A 2,123-nucleotide genomic window follows, 5' to 3' on the forward strand; every position below is an offset into this window, starting at 1 on the left:
GGTAGAGGCTGCGGGCCGAGCCGTAGCGCGTGTAGGCGGCGGTGTCGTCGTCCTCGTAGCCTGCCGCCTTCAGTAGGTTGCTCAGTTCTTCGTGGTGTTCGGGCCGCATCTCCTTGGCCACGCAGTCGGCGCCGAGCGACGCGGCCGCGCCACGCAGGTAGATGCGGGCCTCGTAGATGGAGTCACCGAGTGCATCGCCTGCGTCGCCGCGGATCACCAGCCGGCCGGCCTGAGCCATGAAGGCGCTCATGTGCCCGACGTCGCCGCCGACGACGATGTCGACGCCCTTCATCGAGATACCGCACCGCGCAGCGGCATTGCCGTCGATCACCAGAAGGCCACCGTTGGCGGTGGCGCCTGCGGACTGCGAGGCATTGCCCTTGACCCACACCGCGCCGCTCATCATGTTCTCGGCGACGCCGGTTCCCGCATTCCCCTCGATGGTGATCTCGGCCCGCTGGTTCATTCCCGCGGCGTAGTACCCGACGTGGCCGACGACGGTGACCGACACGTCAGCGTCGAGTCCGACCGCGACGTTGTGCGCCCCGGCGGGGTTCGCGATGACGAACTCGCCGGAGAGGCCCGGCTCGTGCAGTGCGGCATTGACGTCTCGCAGGGAGGTCTCCCCGAGGTCGAACGTCAACGCTGCCATGCGTAGACCACCTCCGGCTCCGGCTCCCAGATGACGGCGTTCTCGACGCCGGGCAGTCCCGACAGGGCGCGGTACTCGCTGCCCATCGCGACCCAGTCCGCGGTCTCGGCGATCACGGCGGGCTTGCACGCGATCGCATCGCGGACCACCGCGAACGAGTCCCGATTGGAGACCAGCAGCGTGTAGAAGCCGTCGAAGGTGGCGCACAGCTCCTTCAGCGCCGTCTCCACGTCACGGCCCTCGGCCAGCCGGCTCGCCACGAAGCGCGCCCCGACCTCGGTGTCGTTCTCGCTGTCGAATCGCACACCGGCGGCCTGCAATTCGCGCCGGATGGTGGCATGGTTGGAGAACGATCCGTTGTGCACCAGGCACTGCTCGGGGCCGACGGCGTATGGGTGTGCACCCGACGGTGTCACGGCCGACTCGGTCGCCATCCTGGTGTGGCCGACGCCCTGCCAGCCCCGAGCCCCGACCAGTCCCCAGGACGCCGTCAGCGTCGCGGGGTCGCCGACGCCCTTGAGCACCGCGAGGTCGGCGCCGAAGCCGGCGACCAGGGCTTGGGGGTAGGCCGTTCTCGCCGCGGTGAGCAGCGTCTCGGAGTCGGCGGCTGCCGTCAGCAGGTAGGTGTCGCCGATCATCGTCACCTCGACCTCGCCACCGAGTGCGGAAGCGACTGCGGCGCTGACGGATTCGGTTCCAGCGCCGACGTCGAGGAGCGATACGCAGCCGCGGCCTGGCGGAGTCCACCCCGGATCTCCGTAGACGGCGACGCCCGCCGAGTCGCTACCCCGGTTGGCCATCTCGCACAACATTCCGCTGAGCAGTTCGCCCAGTCGCGAATAGAGCTCGGGCGTTCGCAGGTGCAACCCCACGATTCCGCACATCTTTTGTCTCCGTTCGATTGTGGGGTCAGAAGGCGGTCAGGTACTGCTCGACCTCCCACGGACTGACCGTGCTGTGGTAGGTGAAGAACTCGTCGCGCTTGATGTTGGCGAAGTAGCTCGAAACCCCGTCGCCCGCTGCGTCGAGCACGCCCGCGATCACCAGGTCGCTCTCGAGTTCGTCCACCGCGTGCAGCAGCGTCGGTGGCAGTGCGGGCCGGTCGGCGGTGGCGCCGATGGCCCCAGGGTCGAGGCTGCGCTTGATGCCGTCGATGCCCGCGCCGAGTGCGGCGGCGACCGCGAGGTAGGGGTTGGCCGACCCGTCCCCGCCGCGCAATTCGACCCGCTGATCGTCCGGCACCCGGATGTAGTGCGTCCGGTCGTTACCGCCGTAGGTCGGTTGCCGTGGCGCCCACGACGCGCCCGATGCGGTCGTCAGGGCCCCGGTTCGCTTGTAGGAGTTGACCGTTGGACCGACGACGGCCTGCAGCGCACAGGCGTGCTCGAGGATGCCGCCGATGAACGAGTACGCGGTGGCCGAGAGGCCGAGGCCGCGGTCGTCGGCCCCGTCGGGGAAGACCGCAGCACCG

2 protein-coding genes and 1 pseudogene are annotated in these 2,123 nt (G+C 69.3%); all 3 read right to left on the bottom strand.

Going from position 1 to position 2,123, the window contains the following annotated elements; all coding sequences use genetic code 11:
* A partial coding sequence (locus ACRDUX_RS32000) for a protein glxC (RefSeq protein WP_526420060.1) occupies window positions 1–652 on the bottom strand: 652 nt, incomplete at its 3' end.
* Window positions 640–1,536 carry a class II glutamine amidotransferase domain-containing protein gene (locus tag ACRDUX_RS32005; protein WP_526420062.1) on the bottom strand — a complete coding sequence of 299 codons (897 nt, stop codon included), beginning with the start codon at window positions 1,534–1,536 and terminating at the stop codon, window positions 640–642. The genes ACRDUX_RS32000 and ACRDUX_RS32005, both read right to left, overlap by 13 nt.
* A gap of 25 nt (window positions 1,537–1,561) precedes the next feature.
* A pseudogene (locus tag ACRDUX_RS32010) lies at window positions 1,562–2,123 on the bottom strand (type III glutamate--ammonia ligase); the annotation flags it as partial.

It is taken from the genome of Mycobacterium sp. (assembly GCF_050701675.1).
Classification (GTDB): Bacteria; Actinomycetota; Actinomycetes; order Mycobacteriales; family Mycobacteriaceae; genus Mycobacterium.

Coding starts and splice junctions, on each gene's coding strand:
- ACRDUX_RS32005 (WP_526420062.1), bottom strand. CDS start 1,536: ATGTGCGGAATCGTGGGGTTGCACCTGCGAACGCCCGAGCTCTATTCG.